Here is a 21,019-nt window from a genome sequence, read left to right as displayed (position 1 = left end):
ACGCCACTTAAATAAGTTAAGGCGCTAAAGCGATAAAAGCTACATGATGGCCAGTACTGAGCACTGGCGATCTAAGTCAATGCTGCAGTTCTCATCATCATTGGAATAAGTGGACAAATTCCTGACACGGAATACTATAACTGAGGTCACTTAAATGGGATGCATAAGTTATGTAAGTTACGCCACTTAAATAAGTTGAGGTGCTAAAGCGATAAAAGTGGCACTGTTGGAAATATAGATTTAAGTCGATGATTTTTCCTTTAAAAAAAGTACTTAAAGACGGCTTTGTTGCACAAAGCTGTTTGTAAGGTCTGATTCAGCAATATAATTTCCGAATGAAGAAGCCAGCAACTAAAATCTACCGTACAACGAATTGGTCCGCATATAAACTCAGTGCGAGAAACTTTCAGAGCCAAGTGAATGAGATTCATGCTCGTGTGACAGTATTAAATAAATTTACGGATTTAGGCAGACCTCACACCCAAGTTGTCACTTAAGTTTGAGAAGCTTAGGGGAGTTCTACTTTTAAAATCTTTGTGCAACAAAGCCACAGTAAATGTCAACAGACCCTAATTAGTCATAATAATATTTTCATAAATTTGTCATGTAAATTGAATATTTAAAGCGTATTTTTCGACCATCCTAAGATGAGGCGATGCAATGCTTTGGCATAAGAAAAAATTTAATAAAAAATCAATAAGTTTGGCATGCTGTAGTTTGGGCACAGTTATTTTGACGGGCTGCCAAAGTCCTGCTTTAGTTCAATCATCTTCTGCTTCAGTACAACCACTAAAACAGCCCCACCGTGTGGTTTTTTTCTTGGGAGATGGAATGGGTATCACGACACTGACAGCTGCACGAATTTATGCTGTTGGTGAAGATGGCCAACTGCCGATAGATCAACTGCCAGAGTCAGCATTTGTTCGTACTTTCTCAGAAGATGCACAGGTTACAGATAGCGCACCATCGATGGGTGCCTATATGACAGGTGTAAAAATGAAAAATGAAGTGATATCCATGCAGACTGGAACAATTGCAGTAGAACCAAATCAGGCCGGAAATCATCAATGTGGAACCAATCCTCAGAACCAGAATAAGCAAGACACTCAAACTTTACTTGAATTGGCCAAAGCACGAGGTTGGGGTACAGGGGTAGTCACAACAACTCGCATTACGCATGCTACACCAGCATCGACTTATGCCCATATTTGTCATCGTGATGCTGAAAATGACATAGCATCCCAATTAGTACCAAGTTCGCAAGGTGATACCTATCAGCGTTATAACGTCAAATTAAAAGATGGGGTTGATGTGATTCTAGGCGGGGGTAAGCGTCAATAACACTAAATATAAAAAAATTGGAAGAATAATTTATTAAATTATTGTTTTTATGTGGTTATTGGTGATGTTATGAATAATAATAACTTTTTCTTGATGAATTTTACCTAAAAAAATTGATCAGATAATTTTCTTTAAATGTCATGCATACATAAATTTGACAGTTTGAAGGGATCGGTATGTGCATTTTTCACAAGGTTAAAGATCGACCATAAATGTGATAAACGGCAGAGGATCATTGAAAAATGAATGGATTTAAACACTACATGTATGCACGAAAAAAAGTATCGCTGCGGTTCTGCTGACAGGCTGTATTGAGCATTGAATGCAAATGATGTAGTAATTGTCTACATGCCATAAGATCAGCATGATGAAGAATGAAATGTAGTTGCCAATTTCTACCTTGGTTGAAAAGCATAGCGTTGTTATTCGGAGAAGTGAGGTGAGCCATCCTTCTCTTATTCACTTAAAATGATTCTTACTCAACTGATCTCGACTCATGGGCTGGTTTCAATTAGACGGATAATAACTTCCATCCCCTATTTTTTTTTACCACATCTTGCATTTAATCCCTTCTTTGGGGATTTGATTCAGCATCACTGTTGTCGGTTGACTCAAATCAATGACATAGTTCGTTGGTTCAGGAAAAGCAGAAGAGGCTGCTTTATTGAAAAAGAGAACATTCTGATCAAATGTATTGGATTACACAAAAGCGATGATACAGCTACTAAGCAATTCACCTGCATGTAATCTGTAATATCCATTCCAGTCATCAGACGAAGATTAATCTGAAATTTAAGCACTAAACGCCATAAATCTATGTGTGGGCAGACTTTTTTGAGACATATGTTGATAAACATGCGGCAAGTTATATTGCTTAAAAGTCTATCTAAGTTAACGATCTATTCAATTCTAGATAAGTAATTTGAATATTACGATCCTAAATTACCCGAAGAGTATTAAGATTTCTAAGAATCGTGTTTGTTGGTTTATTTGGGAAATTAATCAGTGGATTGAAGCAAAGATGATGGCTAATTAAGGATTGTAGGCTCTGACTACTTAAATTTTAGGTATTTTGAATAAAGCATATTTCAAAAATCTGAATTAATGGATTTAAATTACCATAAAAACCTTCAATATTTGCTTGAATCCATTGTTGTTGAGAGTCAATGCGAGACCAATCAATACCATAACCACAATGAGCAATCAGATGCTCAAAGAAAATCCGTTGTGTACGTCCATTACCTTCACGGAATGGGTGTATGACATTAAGCTCACAATACAAGTCGGCAAGTTGAGGGATTAGTTTTTGTGGTGCTAAGCCTTGAAAGTATTTTTTTTCTTGAAGTGGCCTAAGTAATTTATTGGTTTCAATTTCAATACGGGAAAAATTACAAAAACGGGTATCACCTTTGGAAATATCGATTTGTCTTAATTTTCCTGCCCAGTCGTATAAGTCGCCAAAAAGCTGTACATGAATTGATTTTAAGTATTTTAAGTCGTAGGGTGGTTCAGCATATTCAATGAGACTACTTGCTAATCCAGACAGTTCCAGTTCAGCTTGTTCTAAAATTTGTTCATCACGAATATTGAGTTTGTTCTTTAGGATATTTGTGCCAGGGTAACAATACAGGCTGTCACCCATTTCCCCATATTTATCCATACATGCACCTGACTAAGATTCGGGTTGCGAATACTTCTTATATTTTTGCAAGATTTCAGCTTTACTTTGTTGAGTTGTTTGAGCTGTCGTTGTAATGCCTTCAAGCTTTAGGCTGGCTTGATAGTTTTGCGAACGTGTCGCTTGAATATATTTTCTTTTCTGTTCAGTGGTTCTGAGCATTTCGAAACTCCATTGATGCTACACGTGAAGTAAGTATAGCAGAGAATCTTTTTGATCAATGCTGCATACACAGCATTTCTAAAATGTAATACAACGGTATTGTTTCATGTAATAACAGAAAACTAAAAAAAAGTGGAAGAATTCTTAAAATTTAGACCGTCATAGATAAGCAAACCGTATGTATTTGTTGAGAATTGTAATTTTGAGAAAATTTAGTTGATAAATTAAATGAAGTTTCATATACAAAGATATGCTCATTTTTTAAATCGATAAAAATGTTAAGATTTGACTATTTGGTAAAAAATATAGAAATTTTTATGGGGCAATTTATCATGCCCTTTTGCTTTGACCGAAAAAATGTTCAACTTGAGATAGTAAAAATTAACTCAGAACTACTGAAAATCAAAAAGATTAAACAGAGTCAGAAAGTAGTAGTACAAGCAAAGTTCAAAATAATCTATGTGAAAATTTGGCAAAAAATCTTGCTATTGATGCAAACGGAGCCAGGCTTACGTGTGCATTCTAATTATGTTGCAATCTTACAGTTGATACATAATCTTGATGATTTTATCGAAAAATCACAACAACACTTGTGCTTTGAAAGAAAAGCTCAGAAAGAACTGGATGCTAAATTTTTTGCAAGATTTTTTAAGCTAACAAAGAATTCAATAAAGGATCAACTTTTACCAAATCGTTCTGATCACAATGAATTTAAACAATGCAACGTGATAAAAATATTAAGCGAAAATGAATATGCCAAACATTGAAACACAAGAGCAATTCTTAGATTTAGCAGAAAAATATCAACAAGATTATTGTCTATTACGTGATGATATTGTAAATACACAATTTGTCGATCTATCAGATGATTTGTATAAAGATGTCTACGCTCTATACAAATTAGCACAACAAATTTATAGCTATATATCAGGCTCCAGACAGATCGGTAAGTATTCTTTTTTAGCTGCTGTGAGTTTTTTTGCATGTCCAGATTCTAGTAATACACAAGAGCTGTCATCGCAACGTTATTTGATTCTACAAGCGAGTTTTTTAACATATCGGCAGTATCAAGAATTTGCAAAAATTGATAAAGCTGAGAATAAGCAAAAACATGTTTGTGACCTATTACGCTATGTCTCACGATATGTGCTGGATTCTAATCATGCTGAATTATTTCATGAATGTAGTAAGCTGCTAAATTGTTATGTCACGTACGAACGTAATTTGAAAAAAGAGGATCGTAATCAACTTTTTAATATTAAAGATTTCGAACAAGTACAAGTCATAGAGTATTTATCGGCTCTATTAATAATTTTTAAAAGACTAGATGATCGTCGTGTAGTTCATCGTCAGCGTAAGTCAAAAAAAAGCAAAGTTTTGCAATGGCCGACGAAAAATGAACTCAAAAAATTTCGTGAAATTAAAACGGGTAAGCAAGTAGATATTGGACATAACGCAAAGATTAGTATTTATGATGCCGCTCTTCACAAAGATGAAGAGGGTGAAGTTGATCTATTAGATCCTGAAATGGAGTTTTATTCAGAAGATGAAAAGTCTAAAAATTTAAATTATATACTCAGCGATAATGCGACGCATCTAATGCGGCATCGCCAGCGCCGTCATGCTCCTTTTGTTACAAATCCACATTATTTGGCGCCAGATATACTGAAGCAAATTGTTTATGTGTTGAGAACCGAGTTATCCGGGCACTGGAGGGATGCTGCAATCGCTGCAGCATGTTTATTGTCACTTTTGACGGGATTATCACCCGTCGCACTGATGGATTTTAACGAGCTTATTCAAGATGGAATTTTGATCCAGAATGGTTCAAGTAGACGTCGCGAATATTTACTCAAATTAAATCTTAAAATTACAGAGCAGAAGATTAAGAGCTTAAATCATGTGCGGTGGAATGAAGTGATGACACATCAACTACATTTACCTTCTGCTTGGTTTGACTATATAGAACAAGCATCGAATCCACTAATTTCATCAACACACATTAATACGAAACTTAAGAATTGGCTTGATAATCGGTTTGTAGGTTCGATCACTGTAGAAAAACTGCAGGCTCAATTATATTTTCATATATATTATGAAACATATAATGAATATCTTGCTCATGTAATTGCTGGGCGGGATAGTCAGCATCACATGCCTGGTATCTATTATGGCGGGCTACCGAAAACTCAACTCAGTAGCACATATCTAGCCTTTTTAGAAAAAGCACTTACACCACATTCCACACATTTTACTGAAGACACGGCTGAACTAAAAATATTGCAACAACAATTCAAAGTGCAATCTGCATTATCTATAGGAAGGATAGGGAGCCAACTGGCACTTGAACCCAATTTTGTGAAAGAGCAATTCCATATTTTACATAGACATTGTCACGAAAACATCCAAGAAGATAAGCACATTATTAATCAACTTAATGCATATGCGTGTTGGATGTGGCATATCAGTTTGTTGAGTTTGGCAAGTCGGCCTAAAAAAAACCTGTTGGGGAATTTGGATGATTATTGTGTTGAGCTCAAGCTTTTATATGTGAATGATAAAAAAAATAGTAAAGCAAGAAAAGATGGTCGTTTTATCCCTTTATCTGATTTTTTCATAAAAACACTGCAAAATTACACTGCCTTTTTAGAACAAATTATTGAAGCGTACGGTTCATTTTTTAGACAAGTCTTTGCAAAGAAGAAGATAACTGTAAATGATCTTTTTGGTAAGGTCATTTTTAGTAAAGATATCTTGCCGATAACTGTCAAAGAATGGCAGAGCAGGAAAATTAAGTTAATCCCTTTATCGAGAAAATGGGTGAATTCATATATGCAAGGAGTCTTTCCAAAGAATATGTATTCGAATTGGTTACGTCATTTTGACATGAACTTTTTGATGCATGAGCAGCAAGAGGGTAAACCAGCATTAGCTTTTCACTTAATTCAGGCCCTGTATGGTCATGACCAACGTGACCGAGAGGCTTTTCATCCGCATTCTTCACTTATCCCGAATGTCTATGTACAGCAAGCCCGCCAGCAATTGCAAGATAATGTCAAATCTTTATCGATTAAACACTTAGAGCGAAAATAGTTGTATGCAAAAAATCAAAGAACTAATAAAACCACAACTAGATGATCTATTTGTTGATATTCATAAAATGGTGAAAAAGTCGCTAGATAGACAGCCTTCTCCACCTGAAGTATTGACGAAAGAAATGCAGCAAAAACTTGATCAGCAGATCGCTGAAAAATGGCATGACATTAAAGATAGTGTTGATTGTTTGAGTCAAAAGTTGAGCCGAGACGAACAATCAAAACTGATGCAATTTACTGAAGATGAATTTAATAAAAGAAGGAAGCAATTCAACCAGAATGTAGATAAAAAATCATACAGAATTAAGCTAAATCCACATACTAAACGGATCGTACTGCCTAGAAAAATTGAGAGTACAGAGTCACGGTTAGAACAGGGGCATCTACATATCCATGTACTTAAGGAATTAAGGCAGTATTGGCAAGATTCATTTGAATATTGGAATGAACCAAAGTACTTATGGGGAAATTTATGCTTAAGTTTTATATATATTTCAGGCTGTGCAGATGAACAGCATTTGATTGCTATTCAGAAGCAATTGCAGGAGGCCATTGAGCTTGGTACAGATCTGAATTGTTTTCGGTTATACCATTCGGACTACAAAAAAATCACTAATCCATTGTTACTACATTATCGTGTTGAAAACTCTCAATATGGCAACGATGTAGAACAGGGAAAGTTGTACCAATGGAAACATGTTTTTTTTAACCCATATGCGCAGTTCATTTTGCAATATTTAAAAAAGTTGAAAGCTGCTCAGAAAGAATTTTGTCTGCAACATTCAGTTGAAGATTGTATTTTAGAAAGCTTGAGTAAGATAGGCAGGAAAAAAAGTCTTGGGGATCTGCAATATCAAATTAAACGCCGTGGATTTCGTGCATTTAATGATGTGCAAATGGTACTCGAATTTAATCCAAACCTCAGCATAGATATATTTTTGAGTAATGTGCTTCAGCAAGAGATTAATACTGTTGCTTTAAGGCCATCCGAATTTAGATTGCTGTGGAATAATGATTACAATCAAGTCACAGAACCAGATAATCGCCCTATTCATTTTGAACAAGAGCAGTTACTTCCTGAAGTTCCGACTGTTCAAAGCAAATTACAAACGATTCCGTATGAGTTGATGTTGTTTGGTCAAAAGAAACGTAAAGGTCAAAAAGTTGAGCGTTTAGATAAAAAGAGGAATAAAGAAGAACGCACGCTACGTTTTTGGCAAGAAACTAGAAGGGTGTTAGAGGAGAAGATAGTTGATGCTAATACGGAGGAAAAGTCTTTAATTGATGCTCAACTACGCTTAATTCACTGGTTAATGCATTTAAAAAAACGAGGGCTTCAATTATCAACTATTGAAAGCTACTTAGGATCGTTTGGCAAAGAATTTATATTTGAGATTTGGCTCAATAAATTAGATTTAAAGCAACAATCCATAGATGACTATGAGGATTTATATCGGCAGCTATTGAAATACAGCAGTGAACGTGATGAAAAAGCAGTTCAACGAGATTCGGTGAAAGGAAAAACCTCTCGTAAGATGCACCAAAGCGCAGAATACCGTTTTGGTCGCCTAAAAGATTTTCATCAATTCTGTATAGAGAATTATGATGCTCCAGGGGTATTGGTGTTACAGAATTCAAGTTTTAAGCATTTACAAATTTGCAATGCACGGCTAGTGAGTCCTTTGCTATTTGGCAAATTATTGGAAAAACTAGAAAATTTAAGTCAAGAGCCAACGGCATCAGAGTGGGTCGATCATCTGAGTTGTTTAAAGCTGATGTATTTACTAAGTTATAGAACTGGACTTCGATTAAATGAAGTTCGTTGTCTTAAAATACAAGATATTATTTGCCCAGAGCTACTTTATAAAGAAAAAGAAAATACAGTTTTTAATAATATCACGCTTCATATCCAAGACAATTCATATCGCCGTCTGAAAACGCGAAGTGCGAATCGTCAAATACCATTGAAAATTGCATTGTCAGAACATGAGTTTTTAGTAGTACAACGTTACATACAACATCGTTATGAGCAATATTTGGTTAATCAGCAGGATGATCTACTTTTTAGTGTGAATCATCGTGTATTAACTGATCAATGTATCAGCAAAATTACAGTAGATTTGTTTAGTCAAATATTAGGTATGCATCATGGCTTTAGTTTTCATACATTACGCCACAGTGCTGCTAACTATCTAGCAATAACTTTGCTCGGTTCAAAAGAAATGATCAAGACCTACACAGATTGTCCTTGGGTAAAAGCAAAAAAGATGAGGGATTTATTGTTTGGTATGAAAGCACGTGCTCAAGAAGAGATTATTCAACATAAATGGCAGGTGCTCGCCTCTTGGATGGGGCATAGCAGTATTGAGCAAACGGCTTCAAATTACCTTCATGTTTTGGATTTATTAGCAGTCGATCGAATTTATAATTCGCCGTGTATCATTTCAAAAAAAGTATTAGAACAGTGTTTTAGTCCAGTGAAGTCAAGTACAGACTACATAAACCTAAATCGTTATACTCAGCAGCAGAAATGGTTTAATTCTTATCAGCAAACACAGCCAGTTACGATGGCTGGCCGACAAGAAAAGAAGTTTAGTATAGAGAAGAGTACTCTGACACCTTTTCAACGTTTGATAAGTTTTAGAGAAGGTCGATTAAGCGAAGATACCCAAGCTCAAGAATGGATGCAACGATGTCAATGGATGAGCACTAAATGGATGGATCGCCAAAAATTTAATTTAAAAACGAATTATGTTTATAGTAAGAATTTAGAAGAGAGTTGGTTTGATGAACTTTACGAAAAGGCTAAAAAACTGACTCGTCCAGATGAAATAATTCCTCTCCTTGATTTTCATTATAAAGATGATAGGCAGCAAGATGCACTGAAAGAAAAGAACATGGTTAAGGCGCTTAAAATATTATTATTATTTGGAAAACTGCGTAAGAATTTTCTACATTTTCAATGCCGAATGAAAGGTGATGAGCAACAAATTGTTAATTTTATTACTGGTATAGAGCCAATGTTAGGAGATCATCTGTATTTAGAAAAACAAAACTACCCAGTTAATTTGGATGCTCCTGAGCGAACCGTTAAATTTAGTTTTCAAAGAGTTGTCGGCTCTAACAAAAAAAATGTTACTCCGCTGGTTATATTTAATTTAATGTTAAAAATGATGCAAAAAGATGAACTCTGGATCAAATAGCCTAAGCATGTTAAAGGGGAATTGTTTAGAAATTTCCCTGTTTATAAGTAAACTGCCTTTATGAAAAGCACCATGCTGACTTGGATTAATAAGCGGAATGTAGTATCACAGTTTGATCGCTGGATTTACGAAAATGGTGTGAAGATTAGCGGTATGGTAAATCGATGAGCTAAAGTGTTGTAGTCCAAACTCGATCTGACAATTACCCATTTTTTAGTGTGCCCGTCAGGTTAAATTTGAACTGAATTTTTCTCAGCCCAAATTCATTTCCAATCAAGTTATGTTTCAAGTGGCGTGCGAACACTGCACAATTTAATTCACGGTGCCTAAGACAGGTATCAACTTCGGACCAGCCATTCTAGCTTTGCTAATGATTTCCACCAGCTCATCATAAGTCAGTTCAAACTTATCCTCACTATCAAATACATAGACCATATTCTTGCCTTCATGTTCAGGTGGAGTAGGTGGTACAAATCGTTTCGGGATAAGAATTTGTGCGAGTTGTTCGTCAGTTAATTTAAATAAGTGCATGTTTTTATCCTACTGTTCCTTAAAATGTATTCAAACATACTCAAGGACTAATTCGCACTCTGTTAATGTCTTGTTGCCAAGCGTGTAACTAGAGCCTGAGTCGGTCAGTTCCGACTTGTAGCGGTCAGTCCGTTCTTGCAATATACGCTTTACAGTTTTGTAAGGCGTATAACGACTTATCTCATTGTCGTTTAATCTTGCAAGCACGTTTCTCGCAGCATTCCAATCAGCTTGCACAACTTCCCCATTGAAACGGTGAAAACGATCTCCCTTACGTGTACCTATTAAAAGGCCATGCAAGAAAGAATCACTTTGCGAAGTATATGCAGAATTGACTAGATGCACCGTAGAACCTCTACGGTGAGATATAGAAGTTAGGGCATTAGCTAACAAACCTTTAGCCCATGTATTTAAGCGTCTATTGGTGTTTTTGCCATAGTTGCGTTTACTTTGAATTGGGGATGTTAAATCTTCCGCAACAATCACTTTGGCTTTATCAACCAACTTGTGAGTTGCTGTAAATATTAATGTTTTGAGCTTTGCTTTTTGAGTATCTTGTCGCTTATCTAGTTTTTTTCGACCTAGATTATTTAACTCAATTTTCTGTTTCTTGTGTGGTTTAGCTTTAGCAATCGCTCTGAGCTTGTTTCTGTGCTTGTACTTTTGATTTAAATAATCTGATTCACTTGAGATCAGCTTGCCTAGACCACTCCCATATACATCGCCATCAGAGTCCACAAAAGCTTCTGAGTACCCTTTATCAACACCTACGGTTTCCTGACCACAATCCTGTGTTTCAACTGCATCATAAGTTGAGTGAACTTCAACATTACCGTTTTTTAGAATGATTCTAAGTGTGCCTTGTGGCGCAAAATCAACAGTCGTATTTAATGGGATTTTAATGGTTTGTCGAGGGATTAGGCTTGGTACTTTAAGCCAACATTGACCATTTAACTCAAAGGTTTTACACATATCCGCACGAACAATAATTTGATTATGTGTGTGATTAACACCATGCTTAAAGTGATTACGCATTTGACGATGGAGGAAATTATCAGTCATCCATTCATCTTTTTTAAGCAAGGTGTATAGTCTTTTTTGTTCATTATTACAGGAGGTGCGTTTTCGGATCGCCTGCTTTACTTTGTCTTTTGATGCTTCTCGATAGGCTTTAATATCACCTATGCAATCACGTAGCGTTTCTTTCCACGCATTTGCAGAAACACCAAAGTCACGACTTTCTTTCATCCACGCATCACGAATAGCTCTGTCACTGATATTCAAACCTGAAATAGCACCATATTTAGCCCACACCTCGCTACGAATACGACCAAGTAAAACAGCTTGTTTCTCAAGCTGTTTGTACTTTTGCACATTCAAGTTTTTACAATGGTGGATGCGTGTTAATTTCACAAAGTCATGCCTAGGTTAAGGGATTGGATAATCAATAGATATGGATGCTAATATACCAAGACACTCACCTAAAATACAAAAGATAATCATTTAAATCTCTAATAAATACCCACCTTGCCACTACTGAATCGACATAGACAAAATGAGAACTTATGCAAATATTTGTCTATATTTTTAGTTATAGTTAATTACTCTCGTAAAACAGCTGACGAAGTCCGAGATAGAATCATTGCGTCAAAACAAACGTGATGCTTATGCACTTATGATGAAAATGAATTAATTATTATTTAATTAAGTTAAAAGACTGCTATATAGCGGTCTTTTTTGTTTTTGAGCTCTACAAATTTTAATGAGTACATATAGTTACTTTTATAAAAATGATAATAAAGGGTAGAGGAGGTCATCTAAGAATTTAAAGCACAAGACTTATTTAACATTGATGACAGAAAAAGTGAGTTGTTGGTAACTTAAAGAAGAGGTGGTACTTATAATGGTTACTAAAATACAAATACTTAAAATATTAAATATATAAAACAATATATTACAAATATATATGATGCGTAGTGTACGCATCATACATAAAGCGTTCTATTTTGATATAATTGATCCAATCAACCCATTGTTAGGTTTCATTTAAATTCCATGAGTCTTACTGAAATTAAAGTTCGCCAAGCTCATTGTAAGGAAAAAACCAGTTTTTTATCCGATGAAGATGGGCTTAGCCTGAAGATTGAGCCGAGTGGAAGAAAATCTTGGTGCTATCGCTATACAGATCCACAAACTAAAAAACGTCGACGCATTCAGTTAGGTCGTTATCCTGATTTATCGCTGAAAAAGGCACGACAAGTCAGAGATGACTTTAAAGACAATGATTTCTGTTTTGAACAAGATACTGCCTCTAATGTCATCACCTTTGGTAAGGTCGGGGAGGAGTGGTTACAGTTCAAACTGAAAAATGCCTTCAACGATCTACCCCGCTGTGGTGTACTACAGTTAGCAGAAAGATGCTTACAGCAAGATATTTATCCAGACCTTCAGGATCTACCTTTTCAAAACATCAAGCGTTATGACCTGGTTTCAGTAATCAAAAAAATAGAGGGACGCCAAGTAAAAGAACCTGTCAAGAAAGCTTGTAGTTATTTGAACCAAATTTATGACTACGCTGTAGCGATGGGTTATTGTGAATTCAACATCGCGCATGGTTTAAATAAAATCGCCATTAACAGTAAAATCAAGAAAAATTATCCGTATTTGAAAGCGGAGGATATATCTGATTTTAAGTATAAATTACAAAAATTGGATGCCCATCCGATTATTAAAAAAGCACTGCTGTTCAAATTACATACTGGCGTGCGAGGGGCTGAATTGTTATTGGCTGAGCCTCATCATTTTGATTTAAATGAAAAAGTCTGGAAAATACCTGCCTTGCATATTAAACAGTTTCGACGAAAAGTCATATTAGGCCATGAGATTCCCGACTTCTTAGTTCCACTTTCAGATCAGGCTTTAGATATTTTAAAAGACGTCATGCAATGGTCATACGGTGAAAAGTACATTTTTGCTAGCCCACGGAAACATAATCAACCGATTCATTTTAATACATTAAATATGGCTATACGTAAGATGGGCTATGGAAAACATCAATTATCCTCTCATGGACTACGTTCCACTTTTAGTACCATTTTGAATGACTCAGGTTTGTTCCAGGATAACTGGATTGAGGCACAACTTTCACATATTGATAAGAACCGTACCCGTGCCAGCTATAATCACGCTGACTATTTAGCCCAGCGGACTGAAATGATGCAGTGGTGGGGTGATTATTTAAGTACTGCTAAGTGAAAATCGTACTTTTATACATAGACTTAAAACATTATGGGGTTTCAAATGGATAGTAAACAATATACTTGCCGTGTTACATGGTCAGCAGAATATAATGAGTATGTTGGGTTGTTCGAACCACAAGCACTAGCCATTTGTTGTAATTCAGCTTTAAGCGCCCTTAATTCTTTCATGCGTTTATTCACTAGTGCAAGTTGCTGATCAATTAATGCATTAACGCTAGAGCAGCTTTCTTCTGGCTTATTTTTTAATTCGATAAGACGTTTAATATCATTGAGTGATATATCTAGGCTGCGACAATGCTTTACGAATTCCAATTGTTTAAGTGCTTTGCTATCATACAGCCTGAAATTACCTTCTGAACGATTTGGATTTAACAGTAATCCTTCTCTTTCATAATATCTAATCGTTTGTATTGAACAGCCCGATTTTTTTGACAATTCGCCTATTTTCATCAATTTCCCCCAGACATTTGACTCTATAGTTACTATAGAGTCTATAGTATAAGTATGCAACGAAAAGGATATATAAAAAATGACTGAGAAATATTTAAACAATACGAATATCGTTAATTTTGAACACAAAGATATCCAATCCTTGATCGATCAACGTAGGTGGAAAAACTTGGATAACTTCAACAAAATTGGTGCCGCTTATCAGTTTGTAAAAGATGATTTTTGTGGTTATGGTGTTGCAACAAAGTGCTTTTCATCACCAGATACAGATTGGCGTGGAGAAAATACCTATATTCAAAAAGAAGGTATTCATGATGACTTTGGGCTTTATGATTCCCCTGATGAGTTCTATTTCGAAAAAGGGACTAACTTGTCGGGGTTCAAACGCTGGATATATCAACGCTTGATACGTCACTTGATTAATATGAATGTATCAAAACTAAGAAATAGAAAAGTACTAGAGGTACAAAATGCACAACCATAATCATAGTCATCAACATGGTAAAGATGACCGTATTGGTTGGGCATTTTTCCTTAATGTGACATTCACTATTATCGAATTTATAGGTGGTTGGCTCACTAACAGTACGGCGATAATGGCAGATGCAGTTCACGATCTTGGTGATAGTCTTTCAATAGGTTTTGCGTGGATTTTAAGTCGTTTTTCAGATAAAGAAGCATCAGATAAGTTTAGTTATGGTTATCGTAGACTTACTCTCTTTGGCGCATTGATAAACAGTATTGTTTTAATCATTGGCTCAATTTGGATTTTATTTGAAGCAATTCCAAAGCTGTCCAATCCTGAAATGCCTGTAGTCGAGGGGATGTTAGGGCTAGCGATACTCGGCGTTGCCGTTAACGGATATGCTGTATTAAAATTAAAAGCGGGTGAAACATTAAATGAGAAAGTGCTGACATGGCACCTTCTTGAAGATGTACTTGGATGGGTTGCCGTTCTTATAGTCTCTATCGTACTGTTGTTCGCTGAACTGCCGATATTAGATCCCCTTTTATCAATAGGGTTCACGCTGTTCATCTTGTTTAATGTTTTCAAAAACCTGAAATCAACACTCGTTTTATTTCTTCAAGCTGCACCCGATAAAGAGACTCAAAAGCGTATTAAACTATCACTAATGGAATTTCCTGAAGTTAATGGTATCCACCACATGCACTTTTGGTCACTAGATGGTGAAAGTCACGTTTTAACAGCGCACCTTGAGCTGAGTGACAACTTTGACGTTAAAGAATTAATTAGGCTTAAACAAGAAGTTGCAGCTAAATTATCTTCCTATCATTTATCGCATACAACGATAGAGTTTGAGTTTTTAAATGAAAATTGTCGGGATGAAGCGCAGTAAGCTTTATCAATAAAATGTTGGGCATACAATATTAAAAGCAGCTTAATTAGGCATAACCTAGTAATTAAGCTGCTTTTTTTGATTTTAAATTTCGTCGGATTGCTGTTTGCTACTCTCAGAGCCATGCGCCCATTGATATAAAATAGGCAATACAAACAAAGTTAAAATTGTAGAAGATACAATACCGCCGATAACAACTGTTGCTAGTGGTCGTTGTACTTCTGCACCAATTCCAGTGTTTAACGCCATTGGAATAAAACCTAAACTTGCGACCAGTGCCGTCATTAAAATAGGTCTTAAACGAATGATGTGCTGAGTTTCCATCATTGTCTTGGCTTGATGCGGATCAGTCTAAAGCATTCTCAGGAATAGAGGAGCTCGTTGCTGATGTTGTCGCTGATATGATTAGCAATAATGAAAAAGTTCCTACACCACTCTCCGGGAAAATATAGTAGGCAGTTTGTTGTCCTTGTTCTCAGTGGTTCAACAAAAACTAGCCCTCGAAGCCGCAGAACGTGGCGTGGACATAAATTGTTTAGTATCAGTAAAAAGAGCGATGTAATTTTAGTACGAGTGAGTGATAGAGCAGGAACCTATGCTTCATATATTCAGTAAATGGTATGTTTTTGAATTAATAGGTATTTTTAAATAAAGCTTTCTTTGATTTAGTGCTTTTTATTTAATAAATTAATTTTAAAAACAACTTAGGCTAATTGATAAACACTATCTGGAAAGATTAAAAGAAAATATTTTTTAATTTCTGCTAATTCATTTAAGGCAGGTTCCCTTTCAAGCAGTTGAAATGTCCAAATAAGTACAGCCTGATGATTATCATAGCAAGTATTTACTCCAAGAAAATTAGCCATTCCATAACTTCTATTGATGTTCATTTCTTTAATTAATTGATTTCCTAAGTCACGAGCTTGCTGGCTGATCAATAACTCATTTGGTAACACGGCGGTCATCTCCACAAAATAATCTAATGCAGGTTCAATCCTTATATTTAAAAAGTTATAATTTAGTTGAAATGGATAAAATATACTTTCTATAAGTTGTAATAACCTGCTGTAGGTTAATTTTAGCAAAGTATTACTCAGTCAACAACTTCAAATAACCCACAGCAAGTTATTTTTTGTAAATTAATTTAAATATGATTACTTGTAAGTTATCTAGCCTCATGGGCGATAGAAAAATTTTAAAATTAAGTGAAGTGGTGCATGCAACAGGTATCAATCGCAACACGCTCACAAGTATGTATTATGACCGTGCTGTACGTATTGAATTACCAGTCGCCGATAAGTTGTGTAAGTACTTTAACTGTACGATGAATGATTTGTTTGAGTTTAAGGAAGAAGTTGAAGAAAAAGATTAACTTAATACTTCGTTTGATAAGTTTTTCGAAGAAAAAGACTAGCCAATACTTAGTTTGATAAGTTTTTCTCTGCAGATCTAATATTGAATTTTATAAAATATCATTACAAACAGAGGTGGTTCCACTTGTTTGAACAACTAAAAGCGTATTTATAAGTGATATTCCGCTCTAGTTAAGCCACCTTGTTTTGTTGGGGTAGCTGATCATAGTAAAACTCATTTGGTGTCATTTTGTCTAGACTCGAATGAGGTCGTTTCAGATTATAAAACTCAAAATATGCACTCAATTGCTTTTTCGCATCTGTGACACTGCTATAAGCTTTGAGATACACCTCTTCATATTTAACGCTCCGCCATAATCGTTCAACCATCACATTATCTACCCATCGACCTTTACCATCCATACTGATTTGAATGCCATTTGATTTCAATACATCAATAAATGCATCACTGGTGAACTGACTGCCTTGGTCTGTATTCAATATTTCAGGTGATCCATATTTTTCAATCGCTTCATTTAAAGCCGAAATACAAAAATCCACCTCCATACTAATCGATACCCTATGCGCAAGTACCTTGCGGCTATGCCAATCAATCACAGCACATAAATAAACAAAGCCTTTTGCCATAGGGATATACGTTATATCCGTAGACCACACTTGATTACTGCGCTGAATAGCCAATCCTTTGAGCAGATATGGATATTTACGGTGAGCTTGATTAGCCTGGCTTAAATTTGGTTTGCAATATAACGCCTGAATACCCATTTTCTTCATTAAAGTACGTGTATGACGTCGTCCTATATGATGCCCTTGACGATTCAACAAATCACGCATCATACGACTGCCTGCAAAAGGATATTGCATATGTAATTCATCAATACATCGCATCAGCTTCAGATCTGATGAGCTAACAGGTTTTGGGCGATAATAATAACAACCACGAGAGACTTTCAGTAACTTAGCTTGTTTAGATACTGAAATCTGAAGTGAGTGATCGATTAACTTTTGTGGTTGAAGCGGCCCAGTTTCTTCAACACACCTTCTAAAAAATCAATTTCTAATGCCTGCTCACCGATTTTTGCATGTAACTTTTTAAGATCAATGGGAGGTTCTGATGGAGCTTTTGATTGATCGAAAGCTTGTGAGGAAGCTGAGATCAATTGATTTTTCCAGTCAATAATTTGGTTTTGATGAACATCAAACTCAGAACTCAATTCAGCAAGTGTTTTTTCTGCTTTGATCGCAGCAAGTGCTACCTTAGCCTTAAAGTCGTTTGAATGATTTCTTCTTGGTCTACGTGCCATAAAATACTCCATATATTGATGTTTATAACATCATTTGAGGAGCAGAGTATCACTTATAGGAGTTGTTCAAATTTCCGGATCCATCTCTAAGTGAGGAGGAAATGACTCTTACTATTCAGATGTTGTTTCAAGCTTTTTTTGATTGATAGAGTTTTATGTATTAAACTCTATATTGAAAGTAAATATATTGTAAAAATAGTATGTTATTTACTAATTGATTAAATTATTTACACTTATTCTGTATAATGCTCTATGAATTCATTACTTATTTTTTTAAATTAAAAATCATATGCAAAGCTTAAATGATGAAGAGTGTCGCCAAGTTGAAAGTGTAAAACAGCTTTTACAAAAAAATTTTAAAGATAAGCTTTATGCTATTTATTTATATGGTTCGTATGTTGATGGTGGTTTAAAACATAAAAGTGATCTTGATATTTTAGTTATTATTGAACGTGAAATTACCGATCAGGAAAGAAAACAATTAGCGCAGAATTTTCTAAATATATCTGTTCCGATTGGTCATGCTACAGCGCGTGCCTTAGAAATTACGATATTAGAAAAAGGGAGTATTACCAATAAAAATCATCCATATACATATCAGCTACAATATGGCGAGTGGTTGAGAGAAGAATTACTCAAAGGTGAATTACTTTATAGTCAATCTGATCCAGATATTAGTATTTTACTTAAAACTGCCCAATTACATAACATTACTATCTTTGGACCTGATATTTGCGATTGGTTAAATCCAATTAGCTATGAACAATTAATATTTGCCATGCAAAAAACTTATCCACAAATTATTGCTCATTGGAAAGACGATCAGGATGAATGTAATCAAATTTTAGCGCTATGCCGTATAGCTTATACATTAGATCATAAAACAATAGTTGCCAAGGATGTTGCTGCGACATGGTTTTTAGAATTCTTAAGTCAGATAGATCAAGACATTTTGCAACTCATAATAGATGAATATATTGGGCAAGGTCATGAGCAATGTTGGTTAGTTTTACATGATCAGCTTGCTAAAATTGTTAAAGAATTACAGCATAAAATTGAACCACTACTTTTTAACTGATGTGGAAGTAATGGATATGCTTCTTAGATTATTACCTCACTATATCTCTAAATACCGAAGAGACTTGATATTGCAAAGGGGGGCGTGGTTGGAGTTGCATGAAGATTTTAAATAAAAGCGGAGGAACTAGGGTAAAAGTTGCCAAAAAGTTTCTTCTGAAATGACTTTTATATTATGACGTTTAAGCAAAGCGGAGGTAACTCCATTGCCATAGATCTTATTCCCATTAAATTGACCATCGTAAATCATTGAACTACCACATGAAGGGCTATTTTCTTTAAGCACTACCAGAGTAGCTTTTAATAATTGAACTTTTTTTAAAGTTCTATATGCCCCTTCAATATAGATTGAAGTCACATCCTTTCCTGATTTTTCAATTACACAGGCTTTTCCATCTAAGACATCATCGCCATTACCTCCCGAAATCTCGGCAGGTTCGCGTGGTGTTGATAAACCGCCAAGAATCTCTGGACATACCATAGTAGCTTTTCCATCTTTGACTAATTTTTCGATTTTTTCGTTTAAGCTATGCGTCCCGTTATAACGTACCTTTAAGCCAGCCAGACAAGAACTTACTAAAATCATATTTCCTCTATGAAAAAGATATGTATCGATTTGCTATTTAGCCAGTACCTATTATTTTTTAAAATTAATAGGTTAGTGCTATGGATAAAACAAGAATTTAAATATGATCAATGCAAAGTGAGTTATTTTTTTTCTAACCCACAAAGCTTATAGATTAGTTTGATCCTTTTTGTTTAGAAAATTTATCAACAGTGATGTGTGCTGAATTAGCAGGAGACTTTCACTTGGGAGATTCTAGGCAGCTAACCGATAAAAGTCTTCTGCCATTTGATTTGGTGTCTTAAAATCCAAGCCTTTTTGAATTCTTCGCTGATTATAAAATAACTCTATATATTTTGTAATATCCGCTTTGGCTTCTTCCCTTGTTTTGTAGTTGCGATGATGGACTAGTTCATTTTTGAGTATGCCCCAGAAACTCTCTATCGGTGCATTATCAAAGCAGTCGCCTTTTTTGCTCATTGAACCCTGAAAATCAAATTTCTCAAGTAAGTTTCGATATTCATTACTGCAATATTGGCTGCCTCTATCTGAATGTACAATGAGATCTTTAGCAGGTTTCTGATTGCGAATAGCCATATTCAATGCATCACAAACAAGCTTGGCTGTCATGCGCTCATTTAAGCTATAGCCAACAACCTGTTTCGTGTAAAGATCTTTGACAGCTGCCAAGTACAACCAGCCCTCAGCCGTCCAAATGTAGGTAATGTCACTCGACCACGCAAGATTAGGCTTCGTCATTGAAAACTGTTGCTTGAGTAAATTGTCATAAATAGAACGGTTGTGATCACTGTTCGTGGTTCTTTTGAAACGCTTATGGCGCTTACAATACAACTGATTTGATTTTTTTATTTGGCGCACAGCATACGTACTTATTTTGATACCTTGCGCTTGTAAATGCTTGGTTAATCGAACATAGCCATAGCTTTGTTTGGTTTCTTCATGGGCTATTTTGACCAAAATTGTCTGCTGATTTCGCTGAATTGATCTTTTACTCATGCCTCGCTTTAGCCAATCATAAAAGCGAGAAACGGATACACGAAGTAATCGAGCCATTAAAATAATCGGAAATAAGTGGCTTTGCGATTTCATATAGGCGTACCTCACTGACTTTCTTTGGCAAAGTACGCTGCTGCCTTTTTTAAAAATTCACGTTCCATTTCAGCTGTTTTGAGCTGTTGTTTAAGCTTCTTATTTTCTTCGAGTAAGGCGTTTAGATCGGGCGAATACTGTTTTGTGCCTGCTAAAGTTCCAGCCTTTGCTTTGTTATTCCAGTTCGAAAGGGTTTGCATTGAAATGCCAAGTTGTCTAGCGGATTCCGATACATTACCTTGGTTCTCTTCAATGGCTTTTATGGCTTCAGCTTTAAATTCTGCGGTGTAAGTCTTCTGTTTCTTGCTCATGGTAAACTCCTAATGAGTATGTATAGTTTACCAAGTTAAACCCTCCTGTTTTTTAAGCACACATCAATAGAGTGGGAGTGACGGGCACTGGCTGGCAATGTCTAGCAACGGCAGGCATTTCGGCTGAGGGTAAAAGAACTTTCCGCTAAGCGATAGACTGTATGTAAACACAGTATTGCAAGGACGCGGAACATGCCTCAT

19 protein-coding genes and 5 pseudogenes are annotated in these 21,019 nt (G+C 35.6%); 13 read left to right on the top strand and 11 right to left on the bottom strand.

What is annotated here, in order from left to right; genetic code table 11:
• Window positions 1–386 precede the first annotated feature (386 nt).
• Both FTU75_RS17625 and FTU75_RS17620 read left to right on the top strand, forming a co-directional pair.
• Window positions 387–497, top strand: a pseudogene (locus FTU75_RS17625) (IS5/IS1182 family transposase); the annotation flags it as partial.
• 163 nt (window positions 498–660) lie between these two features.
• Window positions 661–1,338 (top strand): annotated as a pseudogene (locus tag FTU75_RS17620) (alkaline phosphatase); the annotation flags it as partial.
• A 510-nt stretch (window positions 1,339–1,848) separates the two neighbouring features.
• On the opposite strand, the pseudogene FTU75_RS18730 reads toward FTU75_RS17620, so the two are convergent.
• Window positions 1,849–2,040: pseudogene (locus FTU75_RS18730) on the bottom strand (hypothetical protein); the annotation flags it as partial.
• A 223-nt stretch (window positions 2,041–2,263) separates the two neighbouring features.
• Between FTU75_RS18730 and FTU75_RS18555 the strand changes: the two are divergent.
• On the top strand, window positions 2,264–2,377 hold the full coding sequence (locus tag FTU75_RS18555) for an AlpA family phage regulatory protein (protein WP_002046152.1): 114 nt from the start codon (window positions 2,264–2,266) through the stop codon (window positions 2,375–2,377).
• 27 nt (window positions 2,378–2,404) lie between these two features.
• Here the strand turns inward: FTU75_RS18555 and FTU75_RS17610 are convergent, their stop codons facing one another.
• Both FTU75_RS17610 and FTU75_RS17605 read right to left on the bottom strand, forming a co-directional pair.
• Entirely contained in the window at window positions 2,405–3,001 is a 597-nt protein-coding gene (locus FTU75_RS17610; protein WP_000362164.1) for a putative adenosine monophosphate-protein transferase Fic, read from the bottom strand.
• A 12-nt stretch (window positions 3,002–3,013) separates the two neighbouring features.
• Window positions 3,014–3,181 (bottom strand): YhfG family protein, encoded by a 168-nt coding sequence (locus FTU75_RS17605; RefSeq protein ID WP_000946583.1) that lies wholly within the window; start codon window positions 3,179–3,181, stop codon window positions 3,014–3,016.
• 317 nt (window positions 3,182–3,498) lie between these two features.
• Here FTU75_RS17605 and FTU75_RS17600 point away from each other — a divergent pair, with 317 nt between their 5' ends.
• From FTU75_RS17600 to FTU75_RS18725, 4 genes are read left to right on the top strand one after another with little or no spacing between them, the layout of a single operon-like run.
• Entirely contained in the window at window positions 3,499–3,948 is a 450-nt protein-coding gene (locus FTU75_RS17600; RefSeq protein ID WP_002046161.1) for a hypothetical protein, read from the top strand.
• Window positions 3,935–6,274 carry a hypothetical protein gene (locus tag FTU75_RS17595; RefSeq protein WP_127800787.1) on the top strand — a complete coding sequence of 780 codons (2,340 nt, stop codon included), beginning with the start codon at window positions 3,935–3,937 and terminating at the stop codon, window positions 6,272–6,274. The genes FTU75_RS17600 and FTU75_RS17595 overlap by 14 nt, the downstream gene beginning before the upstream one ends.
• A gap of 4 nt (window positions 6,275–6,278) precedes the next feature.
• Complete coding sequence (locus tag FTU75_RS17590) at window positions 6,279–9,479, top strand: site-specific integrase (protein WP_127800785.1); 3,201 nt, start codon at window positions 6,279–6,281, stop codon at window positions 9,477–9,479.
• A gap of 60 nt (window positions 9,480–9,539) precedes the next feature.
• On the top strand, window positions 9,540–9,647 hold the full coding sequence (locus FTU75_RS18725) for a hypothetical protein (protein ID WP_372551473.1): 108 nt from the start codon (window positions 9,540–9,542) through the stop codon (window positions 9,645–9,647).
• 144 nt (window positions 9,648–9,791) lie between these two features.
• Here FTU75_RS18725 and FTU75_RS17585 read toward each other — a convergent pair whose 3' ends face one another.
• Together FTU75_RS17585 and FTU75_RS17580 are read right to left on the bottom strand one after the other, a co-directional pair.
• Window positions 9,792–10,010 carry a hypothetical protein gene (locus tag FTU75_RS17585; protein WP_000550047.1) on the bottom strand — a complete coding sequence of 73 codons (219 nt, stop codon included), beginning with the start codon at window positions 10,008–10,010 and terminating at the stop codon, window positions 9,792–9,794.
• Window positions 10,011–10,040: 30 nt separating this feature from the next.
• Window positions 10,041–11,423: an IS200/IS605 family accessory protein TnpB-related protein gene (locus FTU75_RS17580; RefSeq protein ID WP_159153749.1), complete on the bottom strand. Its 1,383-nt coding sequence runs from the start codon at window positions 11,421–11,423 to the stop codon at window positions 10,041–10,043.
• Between the two features lie 642 nt (window positions 11,424–12,065).
• Between FTU75_RS17580 and FTU75_RS17575 the strand changes: the two genes are divergently transcribed.
• Complete coding sequence (locus FTU75_RS17575) at window positions 12,066–13,265, top strand: integrase arm-type DNA-binding domain-containing protein (protein WP_005245164.1); 1,200 nt, start codon at window positions 12,066–12,068, stop codon at window positions 13,263–13,265.
• A 41-nt stretch (window positions 13,266–13,306) separates the two neighbouring features.
• Here FTU75_RS17575 and FTU75_RS17570 read toward each other — a convergent pair whose 3' ends face one another.
• Window positions 13,307–13,720 (bottom strand): Cd(II)/Pb(II)-responsive transcriptional regulator, encoded by a 414-nt coding sequence (locus tag FTU75_RS17570; protein WP_005245163.1) that lies wholly within the window; start codon window positions 13,718–13,720, stop codon window positions 13,307–13,309.
• 79 nt (window positions 13,721–13,799) lie between these two features.
• On the opposite strand from FTU75_RS17570, the gene FTU75_RS17565 reads away from it, so the two are divergent.
• Both FTU75_RS17565 and FTU75_RS17560 read left to right on the top strand, forming a co-directional pair.
• Window positions 13,800–14,204, top strand: a complete 405-nt coding sequence (locus FTU75_RS17565; RefSeq protein WP_180004480.1) for a hypothetical protein — start codon at window positions 13,800–13,802, stop codon at window positions 14,202–14,204.
• Window positions 14,191–15,078, top strand: a complete 888-nt coding sequence (locus tag FTU75_RS17560) for a cation diffusion facilitator family transporter (RefSeq protein WP_127800877.1) — start codon at window positions 14,191–14,193, stop codon at window positions 15,076–15,078. The genes FTU75_RS17565 and FTU75_RS17560 overlap by 14 nt, the downstream gene beginning before the upstream one ends.
• Before the next feature lie 84 nt (window positions 15,079–15,162).
• Here the strand turns inward: FTU75_RS17560 and FTU75_RS17555 are convergent.
• A pseudogene (locus FTU75_RS17555) lies at window positions 15,163–15,387 on the bottom strand (efflux RND transporter permease subunit); the annotation flags it as partial.
• Here FTU75_RS17555 and FTU75_RS17550 point away from each other — a divergent pair.
• A pseudogene (locus FTU75_RS17550) lies at window positions 15,387–15,530 on the top strand (antitoxin HicB); the annotation flags it as partial. The pseudogenes FTU75_RS17555 and FTU75_RS17550 overlap by 1 nt on opposite strands.
• Window positions 15,531–15,782: 252 nt before the next feature.
• Here the strand turns inward: FTU75_RS17550 and FTU75_RS17545 are convergent.
• Window positions 15,783–16,034 carry a hypothetical protein gene (locus FTU75_RS17545; RefSeq protein ID WP_004658363.1) on the bottom strand — a complete coding sequence of 84 codons (252 nt, stop codon included), beginning with the start codon at window positions 16,032–16,034 and terminating at the stop codon, window positions 15,783–15,785.
• 194 nt (window positions 16,035–16,228) lie between these two features.
• Between FTU75_RS17545 and FTU75_RS17540 the strand changes: the two genes are divergently transcribed.
• The gene (locus FTU75_RS17540) at window positions 16,229–16,450 is read left to right on the top strand and encodes a helix-turn-helix transcriptional regulator (protein WP_004658364.1); all 222 of its coding nucleotides are present in this window, start codon (window positions 16,229–16,231) and stop codon (window positions 16,448–16,450) included.
• Window positions 16,451–16,622: 172 nt separating this feature from the next.
• On the opposite strand, the gene FTU75_RS17535 is transcribed toward FTU75_RS17540, so the two are convergent.
• Window positions 16,623–17,767 (bottom strand): IS3-like element ISAba14 family transposase gene (locus FTU75_RS17535; RefSeq protein ID WP_099046175.1). Its coding sequence is split into 2 segments (ribosomal slippage): window positions 16,623–17,503 and window positions 17,503–17,767, totalling 1,146 coding nucleotides; the frame shifts between segments, so codons are not numbered across the junction.
• A gap of 277 nt (window positions 17,768–18,044) precedes the next feature.
• On the opposite strand from FTU75_RS17535, the gene FTU75_RS17530 reads away from it, so the two are divergent.
• Window positions 18,045–18,833 (top strand): aminoglycoside adenylyltransferase domain-containing protein, encoded by a 789-nt coding sequence (locus tag FTU75_RS17530; RefSeq protein ID WP_038350081.1) that lies wholly within the window; start codon window positions 18,045–18,047, stop codon window positions 18,831–18,833.
• A gap of 126 nt (window positions 18,834–18,959) precedes the next feature.
• On the opposite strand, the gene FTU75_RS17525 is transcribed toward FTU75_RS17530, so the two are convergent.
• Window positions 18,960–19,418: a DUF523 domain-containing protein gene (locus FTU75_RS17525; protein ID WP_077170035.1), complete on the bottom strand. Its 459-nt coding sequence runs from the start codon at window positions 19,416–19,418 to the stop codon at window positions 18,960–18,962.
• 234 nt (window positions 19,419–19,652) lie between these two features.
• A protein-coding gene (locus tag FTU75_RS17520) for an IS3 family transposase (RefSeq protein WP_119285041.1) occupies window positions 19,653–20,818 on the bottom strand; the annotation gives its coding sequence in 2 pieces (ribosomal slippage) (window positions 19,653–20,560 and window positions 20,560–20,818; 1,167 coding nt in all).
• Window positions 20,819–21,019 lie beyond the last annotated feature (201 nt).

Origin of the sequence: Acinetobacter sp. YH12140 (assembly GCF_013418475.1) — a bacterium.
Taxonomy (GTDB): Bacteria; Pseudomonadota; Gammaproteobacteria; order Pseudomonadales; family Moraxellaceae; genus Acinetobacter; species Acinetobacter amyesii.
This window is presented reverse-complemented; position numbering and strand designations above follow the sequence as displayed.